Annotated in this window: 22 protein-coding genes; 9 read left to right on the top strand and 13 right to left on the bottom strand. The window is 36.3% G+C overall.

Annotation, left to right across the window (positions count from 1 at the left end; genetic code table 11):
* The first annotated feature begins 301 nt into the window (after positions 1-301).
* The 7 genes from AEQSU_RS16960 to AEQSU_RS15880 all read left to right on the top strand — a co-directional run bounded on the left by AEQSU_RS16960 (position 302) and on the right by AEQSU_RS15880 (position 9,223).
* Positions 302-2,230, top strand: a complete 1,929-nt coding sequence (locus AEQSU_RS16960) for a T9SS type A sorting domain-containing protein (protein ID WP_014783902.1) — start codon at positions 302-304, stop codon at positions 2,228-2,230.
* Between the two features lie 136 nt (positions 2,231-2,366).
* Positions 2,367-4,205 (top strand): T9SS type A sorting domain-containing protein, encoded by a 1,839-nt coding sequence (locus AEQSU_RS16955; protein ID WP_014783901.1) that lies wholly within the window; start codon positions 2,367-2,369, stop codon positions 4,203-4,205.
* Positions 4,206-4,275: 70 nt separating this feature from the next.
* Entirely contained in the window at positions 4,276-5,277 is a 1,002-nt protein-coding gene (locus AEQSU_RS15900; RefSeq protein ID WP_014783900.1) for a glycosyltransferase family 2 protein, read from the top strand.
* A 26-nt stretch (positions 5,278-5,303) separates the two neighbouring features.
* Positions 5,304-6,254, top strand: a complete 951-nt coding sequence (locus AEQSU_RS15895; RefSeq protein ID WP_014783899.1) for a CdaR family protein — start codon at positions 5,304-5,306, stop codon at positions 6,252-6,254.
* A gap of 27 nt (positions 6,255-6,281) precedes the next feature.
* The gene (gene coaE, locus AEQSU_RS15890; protein ID WP_014783898.1) at positions 6,282-6,857 is read left to right on the top strand and encodes a dephospho-CoA kinase; all 576 of its coding nucleotides are present in this window, start codon (positions 6,282-6,284) and stop codon (positions 6,855-6,857) included.
* Positions 6,858-6,942: 85 nt separating this feature from the next.
* Complete coding sequence (locus AEQSU_RS15885; protein ID WP_042492161.1) at positions 6,943-8,502, top strand: sensor histidine kinase; 1,560 nt, start codon at positions 6,943-6,945, stop codon at positions 8,500-8,502.
* Positions 8,503-8,506: 4 nt separating this feature from the next.
* The gene (locus tag AEQSU_RS15880; RefSeq protein WP_014783896.1) at positions 8,507-9,223 is read left to right on the top strand and encodes a response regulator transcription factor; all 717 of its coding nucleotides are present in this window, start codon (positions 8,507-8,509) and stop codon (positions 9,221-9,223) included.
* Between the two features lie 31 nt (positions 9,224-9,254).
* Here the strand turns inward: AEQSU_RS15880 and miaA are convergent, their stop codons facing one another.
* The 7 genes from miaA to AEQSU_RS15845 form a co-directional block, all read right to left on the bottom strand.
* A complete protein-coding gene (gene miaA, locus AEQSU_RS15875; protein WP_014783895.1) occupies positions 9,255-10,172 on the bottom strand; it encodes a tRNA (adenosine(37)-N6)-dimethylallyltransferase MiaA in 918 nt (305 codons plus the stop codon).
* On the bottom strand, positions 10,172-11,038 hold the full coding sequence (locus AEQSU_RS15870; RefSeq protein WP_014783894.1) for an ion transporter: 867 nt from the start codon (positions 11,036-11,038) through the stop codon (positions 10,172-10,174). Before AEQSU_RS15870 ends, miaA begins: the two co-directional genes overlap by 1 nt.
* Before the next feature lie 39 nt (positions 11,039-11,077).
* Complete coding sequence (locus tag AEQSU_RS15865) at positions 11,078-12,457, bottom strand: exonuclease domain-containing protein (protein ID WP_014783893.1); 1,380 nt, start codon at positions 12,455-12,457, stop codon at positions 11,078-11,080.
* A gap of 79 nt (positions 12,458-12,536) precedes the next feature.
* Positions 12,537-13,196: a YggS family pyridoxal phosphate-dependent enzyme gene (locus AEQSU_RS15860; protein WP_014783892.1), complete on the bottom strand. Its 660-nt coding sequence runs from the start codon at positions 13,194-13,196 to the stop codon at positions 12,537-12,539.
* A 38-nt stretch (positions 13,197-13,234) separates the two neighbouring features.
* Entirely contained in the window at positions 13,235-14,473 is a 1,239-nt protein-coding gene (locus tag AEQSU_RS15855) for a DUF1015 domain-containing protein (RefSeq protein WP_014783891.1), read from the bottom strand.
* Positions 14,474-14,589: 116 nt separating this feature from the next.
* A complete protein-coding gene (locus tag AEQSU_RS15850) occupies positions 14,590-15,480 on the bottom strand; it encodes a 3-hydroxybutyryl-CoA dehydrogenase (RefSeq protein ID WP_042492617.1) in 891 nt (296 codons plus the stop codon).
* A gap of 160 nt (positions 15,481-15,640) precedes the next feature.
* The gene (locus AEQSU_RS15845) at positions 15,641-16,609 is read right to left on the bottom strand and encodes a Gfo/Idh/MocA family protein (RefSeq protein WP_014783889.1); all 969 of its coding nucleotides are present in this window, start codon (positions 16,607-16,609) and stop codon (positions 15,641-15,643) included.
* Positions 16,610-16,906: 297 nt separating this feature from the next.
* Here AEQSU_RS15845 and AEQSU_RS15840 point away from each other — a divergent pair, with 297 nt between their 5' ends.
* Positions 16,907-17,548, top strand: coding sequence for a protein-L-isoaspartate(D-aspartate) O-methyltransferase (locus AEQSU_RS15840; protein ID WP_014783888.1), 642 nt, complete (start codon positions 16,907-16,909; stop codon positions 17,546-17,548).
* On the opposite strand, the gene AEQSU_RS15835 is transcribed toward AEQSU_RS15840, so the two are convergent.
* From AEQSU_RS15835 to AEQSU_RS15810, 6 genes are all read right to left on the bottom strand, one after another.
* Entirely contained in the window at positions 17,545-18,081 is a 537-nt protein-coding gene (locus AEQSU_RS15835) for a GNAT family N-acetyltransferase (RefSeq protein WP_014783887.1), read from the bottom strand. The genes AEQSU_RS15840 and AEQSU_RS15835 overlap by 4 nt on opposite strands.
* A complete protein-coding gene (locus tag AEQSU_RS15830; RefSeq protein ID WP_014783886.1) occupies positions 18,063-18,533 on the bottom strand; it encodes an SRPBCC family protein in 471 nt (156 codons plus the stop codon). The genes AEQSU_RS15835 and AEQSU_RS15830 overlap by 19 nt, the downstream gene beginning before the upstream one ends.
* A gap of 1 nt (position 18,534) precedes the next feature.
* The gene (locus AEQSU_RS15825) at positions 18,535-19,305 is read right to left on the bottom strand and encodes a dienelactone hydrolase family protein (protein WP_014783885.1); all 771 of its coding nucleotides are present in this window, start codon (positions 19,303-19,305) and stop codon (positions 18,535-18,537) included.
* A gap of 151 nt (positions 19,306-19,456) precedes the next feature.
* The gene (locus AEQSU_RS15820) at positions 19,457-21,937 is read right to left on the bottom strand and encodes a DUF5686 and carboxypeptidase regulatory-like domain-containing protein (RefSeq protein ID WP_014783884.1); all 2,481 of its coding nucleotides are present in this window, start codon (positions 21,935-21,937) and stop codon (positions 19,457-19,459) included.
* Positions 21,938-22,056: 119 nt separating this feature from the next.
* Complete coding sequence (smpB, locus tag AEQSU_RS15815) at positions 22,057-22,521, bottom strand: SsrA-binding protein SmpB (protein ID WP_014783883.1); 465 nt, start codon at positions 22,519-22,521, stop codon at positions 22,057-22,059.
* Between the two features lie 65 nt (positions 22,522-22,586).
* Positions 22,587-23,141, bottom strand: coding sequence for a SixA phosphatase family protein (locus AEQSU_RS15810; protein WP_014783882.1), 555 nt, complete (start codon positions 23,139-23,141; stop codon positions 22,587-22,589).
* A 154-nt stretch (positions 23,142-23,295) separates the two neighbouring features.
* On the opposite strand from AEQSU_RS15810, the gene AEQSU_RS15805 reads away from it, so the two are divergent.
* Positions 23,296-23,481 (top strand): CsbD family protein, encoded by a 186-nt coding sequence (locus tag AEQSU_RS15805; protein ID WP_014783881.1) that lies wholly within the window; start codon positions 23,296-23,298, stop codon positions 23,479-23,481.
* Positions 23,482-23,498: the final 17 nt, after the last annotated feature.

Genomic DNA, 23,498 nt, shown 5'->3' with positions numbered 1-23,498 from the left:
AATCTGGCTAAAAGAAATTTACCTATTAAAAAGAACTTTACTGAAAATTGATTTAAATGATTGATTAAAAGAGTTTTATAATATACTTAATGTTTCTTTTTTTACATCTTACTTAAATTGTAATATAGCTTATTTTTAAGTTAAATGGTTTATTTATAGATAGATGGATAACGAGACCTATTTCCTTTAAATGCTTTCTTTAATTTTAATAAGTAAAAGAGAAAAGTTTAGGGCTAAAATTTTTGCAGTGTCAGTTTTTTACAATAGTTTTATACCAGTTTAACTATAAAATCTTAATCAAATGAGAAAAATTACATTATTATTGGCGTGTTTTATTGGCTTTTCAGGAGTCATGACGGCACAAAATGCCCAAACATCCTCTGATGTTGATGGTCTGTTGAACAGATTGTCGCAAATAGGTACGAATGCAGGTGATGTATCTGCCTATTTTACTTCAGAAGAACAAGCTACTCTTAGAAGCTATTTTGTTTCTAATCAAACCGTAGTTTTACCAGCTGCTTATTACAATGCTAATCTTGCTAATGTAGTAGGCGAAACAACTGGAGTATCTTCAAATTCTGAGATATCTCTAGATCTGAATGCAAAAGTTCCTTTTACTGGAACATACTATTATCGTTCACCAAACGCACTTGTTTACGACAATGGTCCTTACTTTAACATTCCTGGTCCTCCACCGGTTAGTCAATTACAAGATGCGTCATTATTAATGAGCTTATATGGATTTGGAGCTCAATTCACTGCTGACAACCGTATGGCTGATGATTTTACACTTACTGCTGATTATGACATTACCTCTGTGGATGTATATGCTTACCAAACAGGAGCAACCCCTCCTTCAATAACTGCATTATATGTGCAAGTTTGGGATGGTGATCCAAGCGGTGGCGGTGCTAGCGTAATTTGGGGAGACCTTGTTACTAATGTTTTAGATAATGTTGCTGATTCAGGTGCTTTAAGACAATTGGAAAGCGCTCCTGGCGATACATCTAGAAAAATTCAAACAGCTACTGCCAATACTACTGGTCTTTCATTGACAGCTGGTACTTATTGGATAGAATATACTTTTGAAGGTTCTGGTGCTTCTGGCCCTTGGGCTCCACCAATCGTAATTACTGGAACTGCTACAACTGGAAATGCATTACAATACACCGGTGCTTCAGGTCTTTATAACCCAGCTATCGATACTGGTTCTGGTACTCCTCAAGGAATGCCATTCGTATTGTTCGGTGACATTGTTGGTGGCGGTCCTGGTGATCCAGCTGTAGCTTTTGGAGCTAACAACACTACTTCAAGCTTAATTACTTTTGATCCAGCAGATCCTGCTGCATTTACAACTTTAGGTACATCTCCTGCACCGGTTTTCGAAAATGCTGGTGCAGTTGATCCTAATGATGATACTACTGCTTATGTTTTAGACAGTGGCGGACTTTTCTACAGTGTAGATCTTACTACAGGCGTTTATACCAACCTTGGAACTATCTTGGCTCCTGGAGGAAATCAATGGTCGGGTGCAGAGTTTGATCCTATCTCTGGAACATTGTATGCTATTTCAGTTAATGGTGCTTTAACTGCTACTACTTTATCAACTATAGATATTGGTGCTCTTACAGCTACTACTATAGGATTGACAGGTATGGCAGGAGGAATCTCTTTAATGATTGATGCTAATGGTGATGGCTATAGCCACGATATTGCAGATGATAACTTTTACTATGTTGATTTAGCAAGTGGTACTGCCTCTCCAATTGGCCCACTAGGATTTGATGCTAACTTTGGTCAGGGTGGAACTTTCATTGACGGTGATCCAGGTTTCGTTTATCTTTCAGCTTTTGACAGCGGTTCATTCCAGTCTCAGTGGAGAAGAGTTGATGTTTTAACTGGATCTTCTACAGTAATAGGTCTTTTCAACGGAGGTGCTGACCAAGTAGGTTGGTCTTCTGCCAAAGGTAGCCTTGCTGTAGGTATCGCTGAAAACGCACTTGAAGGTTTCTCTTACGCTCCGAACCCAACATCTGGTGTTCTTTCTTTGAAATCTATTAACAACATAGATACAGTTGCTATCTACAATATGTTAGGTCAAAATGTAATGAGCTCAAAAATTGGAGCTACTACATCTGATCTTGATATTTCAAGCTTAAAAACTGGAACTTACATTATGCAAGTTACTGTTGGTGGTCAAACAGCTGCTTTTAGAGTATTGAAAAACTAAGTTTTTATAATTAATATTAAAAGCCATCCACGAAAGTGGGTGGCTTTTTTTTAATAATCTTTTTTGAAGTTAATTATTTTTGAATACCTTTACATTCAATGATTAAAAGATTTTAACCTTTAAAACAATTTTTATTATGAAAAAAATTACATTGTTATTAGTTTGCTTAATCGGTCTTTCGGGAATGGTTGCAGCTCAAAATGTTCAATCCTCCTCTACTGTTGATGATTTATTGAACAGATTATCACAAATAGGTACTAATGCGGGAGATTTGTCTGCTTATTTTACTAAGCAGGAACAACAGACCTTGCATAATTATTTTAACTTAAATAAAAATGCTCCAACTTCAGCTACTGTAAAATATGCTAAGAACGTGAATGGATCAGGTTTTGGAGATTTTATTTTAACTGGAAACACGCAAGCTATACAATTGAATTATAAAGTAGCTTCAGATGTTGAGAGTAATAGAGGTGTTATGGCTATTATAGCGTATACCGATCGTCCTACTTTTGAAGGTGCTTACACAGGAACATTGGTTAATGAAGATTTTTCAGGTGGACCAGGAGCTGGTTCTATTCTAGCATGTGGCCCTGTAATGAGTAGTGGAGGCGACGGCTGTTTTGCTGCAGGCGAACTTGAAGATGGCTTTAGTATAACCGCATCATCGGGAGGTGACACTATATATATTGGAGCAGGTGCAATTGGTAATACTTCTACGCTAGTTGGAGCAAATACCTTTGCAGATACAACCGTTCTTAACTTTTCTCCTGATGGCGCATACGCTGTTGGAATGGATTTGTTTGTTGATAGTGTAGGTAATGCCGACATTCGCGTTTACGATATGGGCGGTACTTTAATGGATACCTTTACCGTTTCAAATACTGCAAATACAGAAAATTTTATAGGATTGATATCTGACGATGCAATTGGAAAAATTGAAATACAGGCCGAAGCAGATGCAGGCGAGTTATTTGGTAATTTAGCTTTCGGAACTGATCCAATTGGTGGCGGTGGTAGTGGTCCTGCAGTTTGCTTTGGAGCTAACAACACTACTTCAAGCATAATTACTTTTGATCCAGCAGATCCTGCTGCATTTACAACATTAGGGACTTCTCCAGCACCGGTTTTCGAAAATGCTGGTGCAGTTGATCCTAATGATGATACTACTGCTTATGTTTTAGACAGTGGCGGACTTTTCTACAGTGTAGATCTTACTACAGGCGTTTATACCAACCTTGGAACTATCTTGGCTCCTGGAGGAAATCAATGGTCGGGTGCAGAGTTTGATCCTATCTCTGGAACATTGTATGCTATTTCAGTTAATGGTGCTTTAACTGCTACTACTTTATCAACTATAGATATTGGTGCTCTTACAGCTACTACTATAGGATTGACAGGTATGGCCGGAGGAATCTCTTTAATGATTGATGCTAATGGTGATGGCTATAGCCACGATATTGCAGATGATAACTTTTACTATGTTGATTTAGCAAGTGGTACTGCCTCTCCAATTGGCCCACTAGGATTTGACGCTAACTTTGGACAAGGAGGTACTTGGATTGACGGTGACCCTGGTTTCGTTTATCTTTCAGCTTTTGACAGTGGGGCATTCCAGTCTCAGTGGAGAAGAGTTGATGTTTTAACTGGATCTTCTACAGTAATAGGTCTTTTCAACGGAGGTGCTGACCAAGTAGGTTGGTCTTCTGCCAAAGGTAGCCTTGCTGTAGGTATCGCTGAAAACGCACTTGAAGGTTTCTCTTACGCTCCGAACCCAACATCTGGTGTTCTTTCTTTGAAATCTATTAACAACATAGATACAGTTGCTATCTACAATATGTTAGGTCAAAATGTAATGAGCTCAAAAATTGGAGCTACTACATCTGATCTTGATATTTCAAGCTTAAAAACTGGAACTTACATTATGCAAGTTACTGTTGCTGGTCAAACAGCTGCTTTTAGAGTATTGAAAAACTAAGTTTTTATAATTAATATTAAAAGCCATCCACGAAAGTGGGTGGCTTTTTTTATTTAGCTAACTTTGCACGATGCAAAGAATCTATTCCTTTATTATTCCTGTCTTCAACCGTCCGCAAGAAGTGATGGAACTTTTGGAAAGTTTTGCGAATTTAGATTTTACCCAAGATTTTGAAATTGTCTTGGTAGAAGATGGTTCCACAGAAACCGCTGAAAAAGTTGTAAATCATTTTTCAGATAAATTATCAATTTCATACTATTTTAAAGAGAATTCAGGTCCCGGAGTTTCCCGTAATTTTGGAATGGAACACGCTGAGGGTAATTATTTTATTATTCTTGATTCAGATTGTATAGTACCCAGGCACTATTTAAAAACTGTGGATTCATTCTTAAACAATACATTTTACCATTGTTTTGGTGGTCCAGATGCGGCGCATAAAAGTTTTTCGCCTTTACAAAAAGCAATAAACTACACTATGACTTCTTTTTTTACTACTGGAGGAATTCGCGGGAGTAAAACCAGCATCAATCGTTTTGAACCGAGAAGTTTCAATATGGGAATTTCAAAAGAAGCGTTTGAAAAAACTGGTGGTTATGCCAAAATTCATCCAGGGGAGGATCCAGATCTGTCGCAACGTATTTTGAAGGCTGGATACAAAACCACATTTCTTCCTGATGCTTTTGTGTATCATAAAAGACGCATTTCGTGGAAGAAGTTTTATATACAAGTAAAAAAATTCGGTTTAGTTAGACCAATTCTGAATAAATGGCATCCTTCCGCAGCAAAAATTACATTTTGGTTTCCAACGCTATTTGTGCTTTTTGTAGTCTGTTCAATACTGCTTTCTATTCTTATTTCAACTTTATTTTTAATTCCGATACTTTTATATCTATTGCTAATATTGATAGATTCTTCAATAAAAAATAAAAGTGTTTATATAGGAATCCTTTCCGTAATAGCTGTCTTTATTCAGTTTTTTGGATATGGGATGGCTTTTTTGAAATCTAGTATTTTCATAAAACTTCTAAAGAAAGATCCACAGAAACAATTTCCCTCTTTATTTTTTAGTTAATTTTATTGAAAATCAAACAAACCGCTATGTCCAAGGGATTTTTTAAAAATAGTAAGAATGTGAAAGTGAACCGCTTTCTGTTCTTTCTTTTGGTAGCATCAATTTTTTGGGTTCTAACCAAGTTTAGTAGGGAGTTTACTTCTACGATGACTGCCAAGATTAATTACGAAAATGTCCCTGAAACCACAGCACTTTCAGAGAACAATACACGTGAAATTAATTTCGATCTTACGGCAAACGGATTTGAGATTCTTTTTTATAAATTCAAAAAACCTACAATCACGGTTCCTGTTGGTAAATATTATTCTAAGGATAAGAACGGTTTCAAGATTTCAGAAAACGAACTTTTGCGGATGGTTTCTTCCAAGTTCAACAGAAATTTGGGCATCAAAAATCTTTCAGTAGACGCGTTGAATGTTCAGTTGGATCCCATTATTCTGAAGAAGGTACGCGTTATTCCAAAGACACATATTACTTTTAAGAACGGATTTAAACCTTTGGACAGTATTCAGGCTGTACCAGATTCTATTACTATTTCCGGACCTTCGGGAAGTTTGAAGAATATAAATACAATCAATACAGAGATTATTTCTTTAAAAGATGTTGAGAAGAATATTTCGGTAACTACAAAGATTGTAAGCCCTGGAGGTGAAATTGTTTCTATAAAGCCAGAAAAGGTAAAGATAGCTATGGAGGTAGCAGAATTTTCTCAAGGACAATTTACGCTGCCTGTTGAAGTTATCAACTTGCCACCAGATATGGACCTTAAGCTAGTGCCACAAACGGTAACTGTTACTTTTGATGTTTCTGTGAATGACTTTACCAAAATTTCCAAAGAAAATTTTAGATTGGTTTGTGATTATTCTCAAAGAAATAAGGATGAAAACTTTATGTTACCCTTTCTAGAGAAAAAGCCTCAGAAGATTCGCAATCTAGTCTTCGATCCAAAGAAGATTGATTTTTTTATCTTTAAATAACACTTCAACCGTAAAAAAAATATTCAAGTGAAAATAATTGGTCTTACGGGCGGAATTGGCAGCGGAAAAACCACTGTGGCGAAGCTGTTTAAGGATTTAGGTGTTCCAATTTACATAGCAGATATTGAAGCGAAAAAACTAACGAATTCGTCAAAAGTAATTAGGCGTAAACTAATTGATTTACTAGGAGAAGATGCTTATGTAGGCCAGGAACTAAACCGAAAGTTTGTTGCGGATAAAATTTTTAATGACAAAGGGCTTTTGGCAAGTGTGAATGCTATAATCCATCCAAAAGTTGTCGCGCATTTTAAAAAGTGGGTTTCAAAACAGAAATCTCCTTATGTAATTAAGGAAGCTGCCATACTCTTCGAAAACGGCCGCTACAAAAATTGTGACTTGGTTATTTTAGTAACGGCTCCCAAAGAAGTTCGAATTAGTCGTGTTATGGAAAGAGATAATGCTTCATCCGTTGAAATTGAACAGCGAATGAAAAACCAATGGAGCGATGAAAAAAAGCAAAAACTGGCAGATCTAATTATTGACAACATAAACCTTCAAGATACTCGAAAGAGGGTGGAAGCAATTCATCGTTCATTAATCTGAACCCTTACTACGGTTGTCTTCGTCATTCTGTTAACATTTGGTTAAATGGACAACTAGCTAAATGTTAAAATCTTACTTTTGATATATGAATAAAAAGCTATTCGTCTTGCTCATAGCACTCATGAGCCTCTCTTTATTAGGGATAGTATTTGTTCAGGGGTATTGGATTTCAAACGCATACAGCACGAAGGCAGACCAATTTACCATAAATGCAAAACAAGTTCTTTTATCTGTTGCTAAGGAAATAAAACTTAGAGAGACTGAGACATATTATCAACTTTATATACCATATGTTGATAGTATAAAAGTTCCTGATAATGTTAGTTTTACTGAGTTAGCCTATAAATTTCAGAATAAAGCCACCAATGAAACCTATATTTTCACTGATGGAATTTTGGAACAGGATTACAAACTTTCAGCAGGTTTAATTGATGCTGATGCAGACAGCATCCAATTTAAGAAATTAACAAACCGAAAAACCCAAACCATTATAACAAATGGTATGGATGGAACGGTGGTTCCCGATACGAGGGTGGAATCTTTCTCTAGAATGAAAGATTATGAACAAAAGCAGTTTGAGAACTTTGTAAGTAATATAACGGCTTTCACACCTATATATAAAAGAGTGAATGCTAGTGAGATAACTGAGCTTCTTGATAATGAATTAAAGGAACGAGGTTTAAATTCAAAATTTGAATTTGCGATTTATAGCAATAATCTCGAAACAAAAGTACGTTCAAAGAATTTTAAATATAATGAAGAAAGCACCTATTTCGTTCCTCTTTTTGAAAGTGATAACAAAACCAATTATGAACTTTATGTGAATTTTCCTGAAAAGGAAAAATTGGTGCTAAACAGTATTTTGGGAATGGCAATTTTATCGTTGGTTTTTACTGCGGTTATAATACTTGCTTATTCAAGCGCCATTTCGCAGATTTATAAGCAACGACAAATATCTCAGATCAAGACAGATTTTATAAATAATATGACTCACGAGTTCAAAACACCAATAGCAACAATTAACCTTGCTTTGGACTCACTTAAAAACCCTAAAGTAAAGGATAATAAGGAATTTTTAGAGCGCTATCTGGGAATGATTCGGGAAGAAAACAAGCGCATGCACGCACAGGTTGAAAATGTGTTGCGAATTTCGAAACTTGAAAAGAATGAGTTAGACCTGCCAAAAGAGCGTGTTAGTTTGCAAGATGTTGTTGAAGATGCCATTTCGCACGTTAGTTTGATAATTGAAGATAGAGGTGGTTACGTAAAGACACATTATGGAGCACTTCAGTCTGAAGTTTTAGCCAATGAGTCGCACCTTAGTAATGTAATCGTGAATTTGCTAGACAATGCTATAAAATATTCTGAAGACGAGCCAAAAATTGACATCTATTCAGAAAACATAAAAAACAGTGTCATCCTAAAAATACGCGATCAAGGTATGGGAATGACCAAACCAGTTCAGAAAAGAATATTTGAAAAATTTTATCGGGAACATACCGGTGATATTCATAACGTAAAAGGTCACGGCCTTGGACTCGCTTACGTAAAGCGCATTTTGGATGACCACGATGCAGAAATTTTCGTAGAAAGCGAAAAAGGAAAAGGCAGCACATTTATACTAAAATTACACTTAATATCTTAAAATTATGGAAACTGAAAACAAAAAAATACTCCTAGTAGAAGACGATCCGAACTTCGGAACAGTACTAAAAGATTACCTTGCCATGAATGATTATAACGTTACACACGCAAAAAACGGGATGGAAGGTTTTGAAAAATTTAAAAAAGACGATTTCGATCTTTGTATTCTTGATGTAATGATGCCTTATAAAGATGGTTTCACTTTGGCGAAGGAAATTCGTGAGAAAAACGAAGACGTGCCAATCATTTTCCTAACCGCAAAAGCGATGAAGGAAGACGTGCTTAAAGGTTACAAAGTTGGAGCAGATGATTATCTAAACAAACCGTTTGACAGTGAAGTGCTTCTAATGAAAATTAAAGCAATCATTCAAAGAAAAGCTACAGATTCAATCGCAGACAGTAAGCAATTTGAATTTCAAGTTGGTAATTTTCACTTGAATTCCAAACTTCGTTTTTTGACTTACAACAAAGAAACCCCAATAAAGCTTTCACCAAAAGAGAACGAATTATTGCGTCTTTTGGCACTTCATAAAAATGATTTGATGCCTCGAGAACTTGCATTAACCAAAATTTGGAGAGATGATAACTATTTCACCTCAAGAAGTATGGACGTTTATATCGCGAAACTTCGTAAATATTTAAGCAAAGATGATGGCGTCGAGATTGTAAACATTCACGGCGAAGGCTTCCGTTTGGTAGTTAAAGCTGAAGTTGACAATTAATAAAGGTTTAAGATAAGTGTAAAAAACGCCTCTAAAGGGCGTTTTTTGCTTTTATGAAATTGATTATAGTTGAAGGGTCACCATCAAAATCAAACCAATTTACAGCTTCATTTTTCTTAAACCAAGTGTTTTGGCGTTTGGCAAATCTGCGTGTATTTTTTTTAATTTCTGAAATGGCTTCTTCTATTGAAATATTTCCTTCAAAATATTCAAAGATTTCACGATAACCCACGGTTTGCAAAGCATTTTTTTCTTTGTGAGGAAAAAGTGACTTTGCTTCATCAATTAAACCAGCTTCAATCATTTGGTCCACGCGAGTATTAATTCGGTCATAAATTAGCTGTCTTGCCGCAGTTAAACCAATGAATATGGTTTCAAAATCTCTGGCAGTATTTTCTTTTTTAAGAAATGAAGAATATGGTTTTCCTGTGCCACGACAAATTTCTAAAGCACGAACCAATCTGTGTGGATTGTGAATATCAACTTTTTCAAAATAGGAGGGATCTGCTATTTTTAATTCATTTTGAAGAGCTTCAATACTATTTTCAATTAATTCAAGATTCAATTGTTCTCGAATTCCTGAAGGAATTTCTGGAAAATTATCCAAACCTTTCACCACAGCATCAACATAAAGTCCAGATCCGCCAACCATAACTGCTATATTTTTTCTTTTAAAAAAATCCTTCAAAAAAGAAATGGTATCCCGTTCAAAATCACCAACGGAGTACTCTTCAAAAATGCTAATGTTTTGAATGAAATGATGTGGAGCAGCTTTTAATTCTTCTTTGGAAGGAACGGCTGTGCCAATGCTCATTTCTTTAAAAAACTGCCTAGAATCTGCTGAAATTATTTCCGTAGAAAAAGCTTGGGCAAGTTTTATTGCCAGCGCCGTTTTGCCAATGCCAGTAGCACCCACAACGCAGATAAGTACTGGTTTTGATGAAAACATTAGGCTTCACGATTATTTTCTGGGTGCAAATCTGAACCACATTTGTGGCAGAAATCTGCATCGTCTCTATGTCTTTGCGCGCCACAATTTCGACAAACTTGTGTATTTACGTGAACGTAATCTTTACTCGTAACATCCGTTTTGTCCAGGCTTTTGGTATATTCTGCACTAACAATCCCAGTGGGAACTGCAATAATTCCATAACCCATGATCATAATAATTGTGGCTAAAAATTGTCCAAGAGGTGTAACAGGAGCAATATCCCCAAAACCAACTGTAGTAAGGGTTACAATACACCAGTAAACACTAACAGGTATACTTACAAAGCCGCTTTCTTCACCTTCAATTAAATACATCATCGTTCCCGCTATGGTTGCGATAATCAAAACGGCAAAAAGGAAAACTAATATTTTCGCTCTACTATCCTTTAGTGCTTTTGCTAATTTGTTGGATTCACCAACATATCGTGTGATTTTTAAAATCCTGAAAACCCGCAATAATCGCAATGCCCTTACAGCTAAAAAGTAGGAACTTCCAGCCAAAATAAATGAAAGGTATAGCGGAATCGTGGAAAGTAAATCTATAATTCCATAGAAACTAAAAATATAGTGCTTTGGTTTTTTAACGGTTATGACCCTGGCGATATATTCAATTGTAAAAAATATTGTGATAACCCATTCAATTATATAGAAGAGTTTGTGAAATTGAGCATCAATAGCTCGCACACTTTCCAGCATCACGATTATCACACTTACTAAAATTAAAACAAGCAATACAATGTCAAAAAGTTTCCCTAATGGAGTATCTGCTTCATAAATAATTTCGTGAAGTTTGTAACGCCAAGATTTTTTATCGGTCGGTTTCATTTAGTGATAATTGAAGTTCTAAAAATACGCAATGTAGAATCAATTGGCCATATTTGCGGAAAGGTTTACCGTTTTTAGCACCTTATTTCTTCGTAGATAGTTCTGAATAATATGCTGTGCATCGCGATTGTTCTGCATTGGGTTAATGATAGATTTCAGAATCTCGGGATTGTTTATTTGGTGGTTTAAGTTGTAAAAACCATAGCCTTTATAAACTCCGTTTTCAATCAAAATTACGGAACGTTCCCCAACATCGCGACCTCGGTCTATAATTAACATGTTCAGGTTTTCATAACTGCGTTTGTCTAAAAAAGTTTGAACCCGATTATTGTATTCGGTTACGGACTCTTTATTTATGCAGGCTCCAAAGCATTCTAGAATTGTATAATTGAAACATTGTTTCTTGGTTTCGTAAAGTCCCGTTAGTTTTTGGCAAAGTTGGTTTTCCTCTGTTATTTTGAAAAGAGCCGTTTTTGCCTGCTGATAATTACTGAAAGTAGTAATGGCTTTTTTACGCCCGTCCGCTTTTTCAATTTGAAGATTTATATAGCCGTTTTCATCTACAAAAGAAGTAAGTTGATGTGAGAAATTTGAACGTTTTAAACCTCGATTGAACAATGGTTTGTTTTGTTTGATTTCTTCAGATTCCTTTAGAAGTGCAATTAACTCGCTACCTGTTTTTTCAAAGGAGACTAATTTTACTTCGTGCTGAATTTTTTTCGACTTACGGTTATCGCTCGTAAAATGCTGTGTTAACCTTTTTTTGATGTTTTTGCTTTTGCCAATGTAAATTACGTTTCCTGCCTCGTTATGCATATAATAAACACCAGTTTCCGAAGGAATATTTTGAATAATATCCAACAGTTTTGGCGCTAATTGACGTTTTGGGTCCTTCTTAAGGGTTTCTGTAATTATTTCTTTTGAAATGTCTTTAGCTAGCAACATTTTAAAAAGAGCTACAGTTGCCTTTGCATCGCCTTGTGCGCGGTGACGATCGGTAAGCGGGATTCCTAATGAACGAACTAACTTTCCCAAACTATACGAGGGCATATCTGGAATCAGTTTCTTCGCTAATTCAACAGTACAAAGCGTTTGTTTCTCAAAAGGATAGCCTAGACGGTCGAATTCTGTAGTGAGAATTCTATTGTCGAAAAGGGCGTTGTGCGCAACCATAATGCAACCATCTGTGATTTCGATAATGCGTTTTGCCACTTCGTAAAACTTGGGAGCATTCCGAAGCATTTCATTATTAATCCCTGTTAGGTTAACAACAAACGGCTGAATTGGTTTTTCAGGATTCACAAGGCTTGAGAACTGGTCAACGATTTCGTGACCATCAAATCTGTAAATTGCAATTTCGGTAATTCCTTCCTCATTGTATTTCCCGCCCGTAGTTTCTATGTCTAAAATTGCGTACATCTGATATTAACTATTCTCTATTTTTATTTTTTATTGAAATTGTTTCGGCGTATTCATTGGCGCGCGATGAATCGCGCGCCTACATATAATTTCGATCACCAAAAATGGCACTGCCCACGCGAACCATATTGCTTCCGTTTTCAATAGCAAGCTTATAATCGCCGCTCATTCCCATACTGAGAATCTTGAATCCGGAATCGTGAACTTTGAATTCATCAAATATTTTCTTTAATTTCTGAAATTCTTCGGAAACTTGTTCATCATCATCAGTAAAAGTTGCCATTCCCATTAATCCAACAATTTTTATATTTTGAAGCTTTTTTATTTCTTCCGAAGCAAGTAAAGTTGCTGCATCAGCTTCATCCATTCCAAATTTACTTTCTTCTTCAGCAATTTTAATTTGAAGCAAACAATTGATGGTTCGTTCGTTTTTTTTCGCTTCTTTATTAATTTCTTTTAAAAGTTTGAAGCTATCAACGGCGTGAATTAATCTCACAAAAGGAGCCATATATTTCACTTTATTCCGCTGTACGTGGCCAATCATATGCCATTCAATATCCTTTGGCATTTCCCGCCATTTGGTTTCCATCTCCTGGATTTTGTTTTCACCAAAAACGCGTTGTCCTGAATTGTAGGCCTCCATCAAATCACTTACTGGTTTGGTTTTGGAAACCGCTACCAAGGTAACATCGGCGGGCAATTCAGTTTTAAATTTTTCTAGATTTTCTGAAATCGTCATAGTCTTTCCTCTTTATTCTTTCCTCTTTATTCTTTTTCTCAGAATTCATAAACAGTAACGCCGCTCCTAAGCTTAGGCTCAATGTAAGTACTTTTTGGAGGCATTTTTAAACCTTGGTCGGCAATATGTCTCATTTCTTCCGTCGTTACGGCTAAAAGTCCAAAACCTACTGCAAAAGTTCCCGAATCTACTGCGGTTTTCACAAAAGCCAGATCTTTTTTTCCGTGGGAATATTCTATACGTTGGTCATTTCGTAAATCTTCAATTCCTAGAAGTGGTTTTAAAATAGTGACATAAAGAATTTGCGTATCCAATGCATCAAGTGCATTTTTGATTTCGTATTTACTCTTTCGAAGATTTAAAGAATAAAACTCTCCATCCAAATACATACTGAAATGGTGCAATTCTGAAGGTTTGTAATAATTCATTCCTCGGTTTTCGATTCTGAAGTATTCATCAAGTTTTATTAAAAACTCTTCTTTTTCCAATCCATTTAGGTCTTTTACCAAACGGTTGAATTCATATATTTTCAAATCACTTTCGGGAATTATGTAACTCATAAAATAATTATAAGCTTCATCGCCTGAGTGATGCGGATTTTCCGCCATTAAATCCTTCGCCAATAAATAGGAGGAAGCGGACCGATGGTGCCCATCTGCAATATAAAGCGCGGGCATTTCACTAAAAATATCTTGTATTTTTTGAAGAAGGGCTTCATCATCCACGTTCCAAAGATAATGAGTGTCGCGATAGGTTGTGGTAAATTCATACTCTGGGCGACTATCCATTATTTGGTTAAGAATCGTTTCCAATTCTTGATTGTCGGGATAGGTTAGGAGCACGGCTTCTGCGTTGAAACCTACTGTTTTTAGGTATTCTTTAAAAAGCACTTCACGAAATTCCAAAGTGTCTTCGTGTTTTTTTATTACATCATTCTCATAATCCTGAACGCTTGTAGCGGCTACAATACCGTTGAATTCAAGGCCATCGCGATTTACGATTTTATAGATGTAAAACGAAGGTTTTTCGTCCTGCATAAATATTCCATCTTCCTTAAACTCTTGATAGCGGTTGCGAACCAGCCCATAACGTTCCACGCCCGAAATTTCTTTTTGATATTTAAAACCTGGATTTACAATGTGCAAAAACGAAAACGGATTATCCCGCAAACGCGATTCTACCTGCATTGACGTATAACTTTCATACGAACGTGCAGCAAGTAAATTCACTTTGTCCCGCGTTGGGCGGACGGCTTTGAAAGGGATTATTTTAGACAAGTTTTTAGTTTAGGAGTTGATGAGTCGATGAGTTTATAAGTTGATGAGTTTAAGGGTTTAAAAGTTTTCTCTGTGAACTTTGCGTAAAATCTTGGTGCACTTTGTGGTTAAACTAATCACTTCACAAATTGCGAAGAAACAACCTCCGCCTTTCGGTTTTCACTGTAATCATAAAAACCTTCACCGCTTTTAGCGCCCAGTTTTCCTGCCATTACCATATTTACTAATAACGGACAAGGAGCGTATTTTGGGTTTTTAAAACCATCATACATCACTTTCAAGATAGAAAGGCAAACGTCCAATCCAATAAAATCAGCCAACGCCAATGGCCCCATTGGGTGCGCCATACCGAGCATCATAACGGTGTCAATTTCTTTAACACCAGCAACGCCGTTGTAAAGTGTTTCCACCGCTTCGTTTATCATTGGCATTAAAATACGATTTGCCACGAAACCAGGATAGTCGTTCACTTCCACAGGAACTTTGTTTAGCTTTTTTGAAAGTTCTTCTACGGTTATGAAGGTTTCTTCGCTGGTGCTGTAGCCTTTTATGATTTCAACTAATTTCATAATTGGCACTGGATTCATAAAATGCATTCCAATAACCTTTTCTGGGCGTTTTGTAGCCGCCGCAATTTGAGTGATTGAAATGGACGAAGTATTACTTGCGAGAATGGTTTCTTCGGAACAAAAACTATCCAAATCTCTGAAAATCTTCAGTTTCAATTCCAAATTTTCTGTTGCTGCTTCAACAACCAAATCGGCAGTTTTAACGCCCGATTCAACACTTGTAAAAGTAGAAATGTTATCTAAGGTTCGTTTTTTATCGGCTTCTGAAATTTTTTCCTTAGCCACCATTCTGTCTAAATTGTTGTTTATGGTTGCCATTCCTTTGTCTAACGAGGCTTGAGAAACATCGATTAAACTTACTTTGAAATCAAACTGTGCGAAGGTGTGGGCAATTCCGTTACCCATTGTTCCTGCGCCTATTACTGCTATATTCTTCATATTCATTCCCGCAATGGCGGATTTTTTTTAATTATTATTAATATATTTAAAGTTGCTCAAGTTAGACCTACAAGGAGCCCCGCTGAAAAAGCGGGGAACACCTTGCAGGTCAGCTGATGCTACTTCTGTCATCTGTCTTCTGTCTTCCAACTTCAAACATTTATATTCTTTTAAAATTTTCAATAATCAGCATCGCCACTCGCAATGCTTCTGTGCCTTGTCTTAGAGAAACTTCCGGCGTTCTGTCTGCTTTTATAGCTTCATAAAAACTTTCTAGTTCATCCAAAATTGCGTTGTTGGCTTCTACATTTGGGTTTTCGAAATAGATTTGCTTTTTGATGCCTTCAGCGTTGGTCAAAATCATTGCGAAATCGTCCGGTACTTTGGGAGCATCTTTCATTTTTACTACTTCACACTTCTTCTCCAAAAAATCTACTGAAATGTAGGCATCACGCTGAAAGAAGCGTGCTTTGCGCATATTTTTGAGTGAAATACGGCTTGCGGTAAGGTTTGCCACGCAGCCATTTTCAAACTCAATTCGTGCATTGGCAATATCTGGAGTTTCACTGATAACCGAAACTCCGCTCGCGCTTACTGCTTTTACAGGGCTTTTCACAACGCTTAAAATAGCGTCAATATCGTGAATCATTAAATCTAAAACTACTGAAACGTCCGTTCCGCGTGGATTGAATTCCGCCAAACGATGCGTTTCAATAAACATCGGGTTGTGAATTTTATCTTTTATAGCTTGAAAAGCTGGATTAAAACGTTCTACCTGCCCAACTTGACCACGGACCTTCATTTCCTTCGCTAAGTCTCGTATATGCTCGGCTTCGGCAACGGTTTGGGTGATTGGTTTTTCTATAAAAAGATGTTTTCCGGCTCTGATTACTTTTTCGGCACATTCAAAATGTTTGCTAGTGGGCGTAACTACTACAACCATATCACTAGCATCTATAAGGCTTTCCATAGAAGGAAAACTTTTGTAACCGAATTCAGATTCTATTTTTTCCGAAGCTTCTTTGCTGGCGTCGAAGAAACCCACAAGGTCATATTTTGTGGATTGTTTCAGCAATTTCAAGTGTATTTTTCCTAAGTGACCTGCACCCAGAACTCCCGCTTTTAACATTGGCGTGTGTTTTTCACAAATGTAAGGGTTTTAGAGGGAAAGTTTAAAAGGTGAAGGTTTAAAAGTTTGTTAGTTTTAAAGTTTATGGGTTTAAAAGTTGAGGAGTTTAGTTGTCGATGAATCTAGATGGATAAGTTTGGCTTTCACTGTGAATTAGTGAAGTATGCTTTTGATTTTTGTTTTTTTGTAGTTTGAATTTTATTTGGAATTTGTTATTTGAAATTTGGTGCTTCTTCAGCGAATTTGGTTACTTTGTAAAGTCTAATATCTCAAGTCTCACGTCTCAAATCAAAATAATTGAAAGATACATTTACCCACCAAGGAATGCGTAAAAAATTAGTCGAAACCCTTAGTAGGAAAGGGATTATTGATAAAAATGTTTTGCAAGCTATTGGGAAGATTCCGCGCCATCTTTTTATGGATTCTGGGTTTGTGGACCATGCTTATGTAGACAAAGCTTTCCCGATTGCTGCAGATCAGACTATTTCGCAACCTTATACTGTTGCTCGCCAAACAGAACTTTTAGAAGTGAAGAAAGGTGATAAAATTCTTGAAATAGGAACGGGGAGTGGTTACCAAGCTGCGGTTCTTTTAGAGATCGGTGCAACGCTTTATACCATAGAAAGGCAAAACGAGCTTTTCAAAAAAACAAAACTCTTTCTTCCAAAACTTGGTTATAAACCGAAGCGTTTGATTTTTGGAGATGGTTATATTGGTTTGCAAAGTGAAGCTCCTTTTGATGGAATTATAGTTACCGCTGGAGCACCTTTTGTTCCAAATCCGTTGTTGGCGCAATTGAAAGTTGGCGGAAAATTAGTGATTCCTGTGGGTGAAAATGTACAGATTATGACCGTCTTTTTACGCAAATCTGACACCGAATTTGAGAAAGAAGAGTATGGTGAGTTTAGATTTGTTCCTCTTTTAGAAGACAAAAACTAATGGTTTATATAAAACACTTCATTGTTTTGATTGTCAGTATCTTTCTTGCCTTCATTTGGAATAAATCCATGTAGTTTCAAGAGCTTTTTTGAAGGAATGTTTCTATAATCTGTGTATGCTTCGATGGTTTCAAAACCTCTTATTTCAAACGCAAAATGCAAAACAGCTTTTAGTGCTTCGCTCATAATTCCTTGACCTTGAAATTTGGGATCTAGGTCGTATCCTACTTCAGCAGTTTTTTTGTCTTTAGAAAAATTCCAAAGACAAATGTTGCCGATTATAACATTAGAATCTTTGGTTGTTATTCCCCAAGAAATTCCTTTGTTAGTTTTTAAATTGTAGTCCAATAGTTGAATATGCGCAATCGACATCTCGCGCGTTTGCGGTGGCCGCTTTATGTATTTATTGATCTCTTTGTTTGAGCGGAAGTAAAAAACCCTTTCTGCGTCTGTTGGTAGGACTTTTCTAAGGTTTAATCGTTCTGTTGTTATGATTGGGAAGGGTATAGCCATCTTTATAATATTTCTTTCCATTTATTGGTTTCGGCAAATTCTTTGACGATCTTATTTCTTTTCAAAAGTAGGGTTTTCATGTAATTTTTTAAAAAGAGTTTATCGACCAAACTGCCAATAATTCCAAAAGGAGAAATGTAGTTAAAAACGTCTGTCATTACTGTGTTTCCGTCTGTTTGCTTAAAATGATGTTCGTGTTTGAAATGTTTAAATGCTCCCTTTACCATCTCGTCTGCGAAATAATTTGGATATTCAAATTCTGTGATTTTTGAAGTGAGTTCTTGATAAAAGCCTAAATGTTTTGCGCGCCAAGTTACCCATTCATTTAGGCCAATAAGCCCGCTTGTTTTGCCTGCAATGGCTTCTTCGTTTGTGTGTTCAGTAGAAATTTTATGTAAATCGATACTTCGCGATAAATCAAAAACTATGTTTTTTTTAGCATTTATAATAGTTTCTATTTCAATTACGGGCATTTTATTTCTTTAAAAATTTTATTAACTCCTCAAAAGACTCATTCGCAGCTTTTTCATCGTATTTCAAGAGGTAGTTTTTTTTGCTGATGAATGGAATATACCTATAATATTTTCCTTTTTTCAGGCTTTCAACATCATAGCCGTGATACGCATTATCATACACTTTTATGGTTGCGTTTTCAGCAATCATATACTTAAAAATATCATCAACTTTTACAATTTTGTCTTTTCCGCCGGTCATAATAAGCACTGGAACTTTCGGTTTAAGTTGAATTTCATAACCATTTGCTGGATAGAATAATGCGATTGATTTTATGTTTAGTGTTTTCAATTCATTTGAATCGTTTGCAAGCGGAATCAGACCTAAGCCAGCTCGCGACCAACCCACAATACTTCCTTGTGAATTTGGATCAATATTTCCATTCTGTTTTGCCCATTTTAAGGCTTCTTCAAGCGTCCAAAGTAGTTGTGCAGGTTCTTCTTCATCCACATCTCTTTTTGAAGCTTTGTAGGCTGCAACGTTATCTACTAAGAGAACAGAAATACCTTCGGCATTTAGTTTCTTAGCAACGTTGTAGTAATGGGTTGTGTCTTTAAAAATTCTTAAACCACCTGTTCCTGGAAGGAAAACGGCCCATTTTGATGCGTCGTAATCTTTCGCTTTTTGAAAGTGAAAAAAGTCGGTCATCTTCGCATTTTTCGGTACTTTTTGCATTGGGATGCAGCTTGTGAAAAGCGAGCATACTAGTAATAATTTTAATAGCGTTTTCATAATTAATTATATTAGTTAAGAATCCGATGGATTCACATATTTATAGAAAAATATAGTTTGAGAAGCATACGACTCCAGCGGGGTCACGCCATACTTCCACTTGATTTTTTATAAATATGTAATCCCTTCGGGATATGTATTTTAAACAATTTTATAAGCCCAAAAGATCTAAAAACTTCAATCCAAAAACAAACGCGCCATCGCTACCACCGTTGTAAAAGGAACGAACGTAATCCACACGCAATAGTCTAAACTGCCCAAAACCAAGGTTATCTATACCTACGGAAATTTCGGAATATGGTTTTCTTTCTTCGGTACTTAAAAAATGTGCTCCAGCTACCAAGTTGAGATTCAATTGATTGATTCCAGGAATTTTCCCTAAAATCCAACCACGGAAATCGTGTTCTACGTGTCCTTCAAAATAACTTCTATTGGTGCTGAATTCATAATAAGGCATCAAGTTGAAAACGTTGGTGTAATTAGGCGAAGTTCCCACCCGTGTTTGGTTTCCGTTGAAATGTTTGTAATCTATAAACGAAATTCCATCGCCGTTTGCGAAGGTTCCGCCTTTTAAATTGTAATAAAAGTGACCTTTATTCCCAAGAGAAATTGATTGATTTAAACTGGCTTCAAACTGCGTGTAATCATAATAACTTTCAGTAATCGCAGCGCCATTTTCCACAGAAAGATTCAGTTCTGGATATTTGTTATCACCAATATTGAATTTCATATCTGGGTTTGAAAAATACTTTTGAGCGAAGTTAATTCGAGCCCGAAGCTTGGTTTTTAAAATGTTATGGGCTGCAATTGAAGCATTACTAAAATCGCTTGGTGCCAATGGATTGTTGCTTGTATAGCTTACATCGTCAAAAGGAATGGTAACGTAATCTGTATTGTTGAAAAGCGGTTGGCGGTTTTCATACCTCGCAGAAGCATAGAGATGAAGTCCGTTAAAAACTTCTTGACTGTAACGAATTTCCCCAAAATTAAGCTCGTATAGCTTCATATAGTTTCTTTCAAAGAAAAGCGTGGCAAATGTATTTATCAATGGCGAAATAGGCTCCATATCGTTAAACTGCGCCACTGTGCTTCCGCCGGAAAGCGAAAGACGGAGTTTATCCTTCCAATTAAAATTTCGGAGAATATTTGCTGTAAACCGAAGTCTGTCTTCGGCAATTCCATAATCTGCGTGAACGGCTGCGGAAAGAGTGTTGGTTTGGTTGTCATCATACCATTTGTTGAAAGTGAAACCAGCCTTGCTATTCCAGCCCTGAACGGTGTTGAAGTTTATGCTTTTCAGAGGACCTTCATAACCCACAGACCATTTTTGAAAAGAATTTTTAAAAGTATAACCCGTTAAAATGCTTAAAAATCCTGGCTTATTAGATTTTGCATCAATAGAATCTAAATACGGTTTTGAATGTCTAAGAATTTGAAGACTGTCTTTTTTCACATAGTCTTTTAGCTCTTCATTTGTCAATGGCACGGGGCGACTGCCTTTCCAGAAGAGACTGTCTTTTTTGTTGGCTTCGGGTTTAAAGGAAATCACTTCATTTGTAAATGATTTTTTGGTAAATTCTGGCTTAAAATCATAATTGCTATAAACTGCGATAAAGCGTCCGTCGCCTTTCATTCCTAAAAGCCCGAAACCGAAATCTACGGTTTGGGAAAGCTTCACCCAAAAATCATTAGTGGCATCATATTTATAATTTTGTTTCACTGTCAAATCGCTCACAAAAGGCACCTGAATTGCCGCGCCAGTGGTAGAAAGCTCTGCACCGTAAATTTGCCAATCATCTTCCACAATATAAATGTATCCTTGCCACACTCTATCATTAGGACGTTTGGGGATTACCTTAATTTTATTGATGAGTTTTGGGCCTTCGTAAAAAACACCGTCTAGTTTGTAATTGTAGTAACTCAAAGCATTGTTTGCAATTGGCGAAACCAGCGCGGCGTTCAGTTCGATTGTATTTTCATAAAAATTGAAATTTGCATTCTGTGCACTGTTGAAACTAAAGCCATTATCATTGCCGCTCACTTTACTGGCAATTATTTTTTCGGTGAATTTATCAGGTTTTTGAAATGCTATTTCAGAAATCGTTTCTGAAAGGTATATGATACCAGTACGCGTAGAATCTAGCATTCCATCAAAATCACCTACTTCTTGCCCCATTATTTTTTTTGGTACGTCTTTTACTTTCCAAAGACCTCGTGAGTAAAAATCGGCAGTGTATTCACTTAGTTTTTCAATGTTCTCCTTTCGTTGGGCAATTGTTTTACGAATTATTCTGTAGGCGGGATCTTCAGTTGTGTTTAAAACTACTTCATCAAGACTCGTAGTTTCCTCCCCCAAAGAAATATTCAAAATATAGGGAAATGAATTTATCGTGAGGGTTTTAGTTAAGGTTTTATATCCCAGAAACTGAAAAATAATCTTGTAATCTTTTTTTTCCGAAACTGCTAATGAAAAATTGCCATCGTCGTTTGTGGTGGTTCCTATGTAGCTATTCTGAAGATAAATATTTACATAGGAAAGTGGCTGGCCGTTGGTGTCAGTTACTTTTCCTACTATTTGGGCAGAAATACTTGCTGAAATGAAAAGAAATAGAAGAAGGAATTTAGACTGCATTCAGTATTTTGATAGGTTCGTTAAACTTACGCAAAATACTAATAAAAGGATTTTGAATCTGTTAAGAAAGCGTTATCATCTAGCGTAATCTTCCGTCTTCCGTAATCGAGCCTCTAGTCTCAATTATTAAACGCCTTCTTAATCCTACTAAGTTGTTTTTTGGAGTCGCGGTCTTTAATTACCTCGCGTTTGTCGTATTCTTTTTTACCTTTTGCAAGGGCTATTTCAACTTTTGCAAAACCTTTATCGTTTGTGAAAAGAACTAAAGGAATGATAGTGAGACCGCTATTTTTCACTTCTTTTTCCAGCTTTTTGAGTTCGCTACGGTTTAGGAGAAGTTTACGCTCGCTTTTCGGAGCGTGGTTGTAATGTGTTGCGTGGCTATATTCCTGAACTGTCATGTTAATGACGAAGAGTTCGCTATTGCTAAACTCGCAAAAACTTTCGGCAATAGAAGCTTTTCCTTCACGGATAGCTTTTATTTCTGTGCCTCGCAACACAATGCCTGCGGTGAAAGTATCGAGGATTTCGTACTCAAACCTAGCTTTTCTGTTTTTTATTTTTACGTTTTTCTGAATTGCCATCGGGCAAAAATAGAATGAATAATGATTAATGTATAATTATTAATGGGAAATAATTAATTAAGAACTTATTCAACAGTAATAGTTTCTACTTTTTTGTCGTTGCCGTTTATGGTTACTTTAAAGAGTGTGGAATTATCACTATCGTCCATATCTGTAAATTTTTCTTCGCCTATAAGATTATTAACCAACTGCGGAATTGTATTGCTGTGCCCCACGATCAGTACGCTTTGGCCATTTGTCTCTTTTAAAAACTCATCCGAATAAATTGCGTTGGGATCATATTGTTTAGGCGAAACAGCTTTTTGTTGCGCAATTAATGATATGGTTTGTTTGGTGCGTATATATCTTGTTATATAAATAGCATCAATTTTAATGGGTTCAAAATAGGTGGCCCATCGCTTAGCGCGCATCATTCCCTTTATATCTAAACTTGGATCGGAATCTTTTGGGTTTGTACGTACTTTTTCGGCGTGACGTATTAAATAATAGGTAGCGCTATAATTAACCGTAGGTATTTCGCTTACGGTTTCGGCGGTTTTATTTTCTTCTTCCTTTTCTTTTTGCTGGCCACAGAAGGTAAAAAGTGGCAATAGTGTTAATGCTAAAATGAAATGCTTCATAAGATTGCTATTTGTATAACAGTTTTTAAGATTTATTGGCAAAGTTATAACTAAAACTATGTAATCTTTAGTATTTCGTTATTATAAACGAGAGGATTGTCTATGTACCTTTATAATTGAAAAGAAAAATTAATTTAACTTAAAACAAAAAGCTATGAACGAAGATCAATTTAAAGGAAAATGGAACCAAGTAAAAGGAAAAATGAAACAAACATACGGTGATTTAACCGATGATGATTTGAAGTATGCCGAAGGAAAGTCTGACGAACTACTTGGTCGCCTTCAAGAAAAAACTGGTAAGACCAAAGAAGAATTAAAAGACCAAATTGATAAGTGGTAGTTTTCACCTAAACTTTA

Source organism: Aequorivita sublithincola DSM 14238, from assembly GCF_000265385.1.
GTDB lineage: Bacteria > Bacteroidota > Bacteroidia > Flavobacteriales > Flavobacteriaceae > Aequorivita > Aequorivita sublithincola.
This window is presented reverse-complemented; position numbering and strand designations above follow the sequence as displayed.